The sequence below is a fragment of the Thermoflexus sp. genome (assembly GCF_025055495.1).
Lineage (GTDB): Bacteria > Chloroflexota > Anaerolineae > Thermoflexales > Thermoflexaceae > Thermoflexus.
The window spans coordinates 1-2,767 of the sequence record NZ_JANWXB010000228.1; the positions used below are offsets into that span (position 1 = coordinate 1).

3 protein-coding genes are annotated in these 2,767 nt (G+C 62.4%); all 3 read right to left on the bottom strand.

Annotated elements, in window-relative coordinates; translation table 11 throughout:
* Positions 1–109: 109 nt before the first annotated feature.
* The 3 genes from NZM16_RS07565 to NZM16_RS07570 all read right to left on the bottom strand — a co-directional run bounded on the left by NZM16_RS07565 (position 110) and on the right by NZM16_RS07570 (position 2,470).
* The gene (locus NZM16_RS07565) at positions 110–1,564 is read right to left on the bottom strand and encodes an aldehyde dehydrogenase family protein (protein ID WP_295479695.1); all 1,455 of its coding nucleotides are present in this window, start codon (positions 1,562–1,564) and stop codon (positions 110–112) included.
* Between the two features lie 314 nt (positions 1,565–1,878).
* Complete coding sequence (locus NZM16_RS14030; RefSeq protein WP_366946171.1) at positions 1,879–1,998, bottom strand: amidohydrolase family protein; 120 nt, start codon at positions 1,996–1,998, stop codon at positions 1,879–1,881.
* Positions 1,961–2,470, bottom strand: a complete 510-nt coding sequence (locus NZM16_RS07570; protein ID WP_295448818.1) for a hypothetical protein — start codon at positions 2,468–2,470, stop codon at positions 1,961–1,963. The genes NZM16_RS14030 and NZM16_RS07570 overlap by 38 nt, the downstream gene beginning before the upstream one ends.
* Positions 2,471–2,767 lie beyond the last annotated feature (297 nt).

Genomic DNA, 2,767 nt, shown 5'->3' on the forward strand with positions numbered 1-2,767 from the left:
ATGTTTTGCCCATACTGTTTGTTTTATTTCTTTTTTTTTGGTTTGTTGGGGCCCGCCTCGGTCGTCCCGCACCCCATAAACCGTTCGCTGAACTCGCAGCAAAGGAAAATTATGGCGCGGGCCGGATCACCACCATATGCACATGGGTCATCTCCTCAATGGCATAGCGCACGCCTTCGCGCCCCAGGCCGCTTCCCTTCACCCCGCCGTAAGGCATGTGATCCGCCCGGAAGCTCGGCGTATCGTTGATGATGATTCCTCCAAAGTCCAGCCGTTGCGCCGCCTGCAGCACCCGATTGATGTCCCGGGTGAACACGGCTACCTGCAATCCGTATTCCGTGGCGTTGGCCGCTGCCAGCGCTTCCTCGAAATCCCCCGCCTCTAGGACCGAGGCCACCGGCCCGAACACCTCCTCCCGAATCACCCGCATCTCCGGCCGCGCCCGGATCAGCACGGTGGGCCACATCACGGGTCCCTCCCGTCGCCCGCCGGTCACCACTTCAGCCCCGCCGCTCACGGCTTCCTGCACCCATCCCTCCACCCGCATGGCCTCCCGCTCATCGATCAGCGGCCCCACATCCACCCGCTCATCCAGCGGATCGCCCACCACCATCTCCTGAGCCGCCTTGGCGAATGTCTCCACCAACGGCTCATACACCTTCCGCATTCCATAGATCCGCTGCACCGAGATACACACCTGCCCGGAGTTATAAAATGCTCCGATCGCCAGCCGCCGCGCCACCCACCCCAAATCCGTCACATCTTCCGCCACCACCACCGGCGTCGTGTTGCCCAGCTCCAGGGTCAGCTTCTTGATCCCGACCACCCGCGTCAGCCGGTCCCCGACGGCCCGGCTGCCGGTGAAGCTCACCTTCCCCACCCCCGGGTGGGCGGCCAACCACTCGCCAACGGTCCCCCCCGGGCCGAAGATCAGGTTGATGCCGCCAGCGGGGATCCCAGCGGCCTCCAGCACCTGACAGAGTTTCACGGCCGTCAACGGTGTGGTGCTGGCTGGTTTCAACACCACGGCGTTCCCGGCGGCCAGGGCCGGCGCGACTTTATGCGCCACCAGGTTCAGCGGGAAATTGAACGGCGAGATCGCCGCCACCACCCCAACCGGTCGTCGGATGTAGAAGCCGAAATACCCCTCGCCCGCGGGGACTGCGTCCATCGGGATCACCTCGCCGCCAATCCGCCGGGCCTCTTCGGAAGCGATGGTGAACGTCCAGATCGCCCGTTCCACCTCTACCCGGGCCCATTTCAGCGCCTTCCCGGCCTCAGCGGCGATCAGGCGGGCGAAATCCTCTTTCTGCTCCCGGATCATCTCTGCTGCCCGCCGCAGGATCTCCGCCCGCCGCCAGGCGGGCAACGCCGCCATCGCCTTCGCCCCCTCCTGCGCGGCCGCCACCGCCGCTTCCACATCCTCCCGGCGGGCCTCAGGCACCGTCCCAATCACCTCCCCGGTGTATTTATCCCGCACCGGGAGCGGTGTCCCTCCATCCACCCATCGGCCCCCGATGAACAGCCTTGCCTCCCCAAACTGCACGCGTTCCCGAATCACCATGACGCACCTCCCTGGAGAGGATCCGGCGAGATCAGCGATCTTTCGCCATCCTCATTTTCCCCTTGAAGCAATCGAAGTTCAAACGGAGGTGACCCGACTTTCTGAATCAAAACAGCCCGGACTCCGGGAGGCGTGATCCCTCGCCTAAGGAACTTCCAGATCGGATCCGAAATCCGGAAAGGATAACCGCGGTTTCACAGGTAATGATTCGTTAGCACGAATCATTTCTATCGCTCATACACCCCTTTCCCTCCCACGATGGTGGTCAAGATGGGAATCTCCGATAACGCTTCGGGATCCACCGTGAAGGGATCCTACCCCAGCACCACCAGATCTGCCCATCGGCCCGGAGCCAAGGCCCCCAGCTCCGATTCCGCGAAGGGCGCATAGGCCGCACTAAAGGTGTAAGCTCGTAATGCTTCTTCTACCGTCAAGCGCCTCTTCCAGAGCGAACGGGGCCTCGCTCTGGGTGCAACGGAGCACCGCAGCCTGGATGCCCTTCAGAGGCGCCCCATCCACCACCGGGCGATCCGAACGGAATGCTACAGGCACCCCTCGCAGATTAGCCAGCGGATAAGTCCAGCGCGTTCGCTCCTCACCCAAGGCTATGCGCAATCCGTCTCCCAGCTCATAGACGAAGTAAGGATTCAAATCCCACCCTGGCGCGTAATACAGGAGAAAACGGCTGGAGTGAGGACGCAGGGTGCCGAAGAACGTTTTACGCTGGCCGCTCTGGTCCAGCCGTCCATCCGGCGGGAAATCCTCCTGGGCGGGAAATCCTCCTGAATGAAAAACGAGGCCTGGTCGCTCCGGCGCTCTACTCGAACCCAACTGTAGATCCGGTGTTTCCGGGTTAGGGGCAAGCGAGTTCACCAGAGGAGCAGGCGAGGTGACTTTTTGACGCATCTCACCCGCCGATGGATCTGCTCCTACTCCCCAAAGCATTCCCTCATGGACACCCGCCTCCCTCTGCCAGATGCTGAGCCATCTAATTTCTCCTGGCCTTCCTCCATTTCTGCCTCGAGGGCGACAACCGGGGAGGACAGACGCCAGGATACGCTCTCAGGGACAAGGTTCACAAAAGGGTATTGCAAAGGCGTTACACCGAGGTTACAAGGCGCGGGCCTTCAGACCTTCGTCTGGCTCAGAAAGACTTCTTTAAGGGCGGAGCCGGGCGCCGTCACCCCCCCGCGCCCCCCAAAA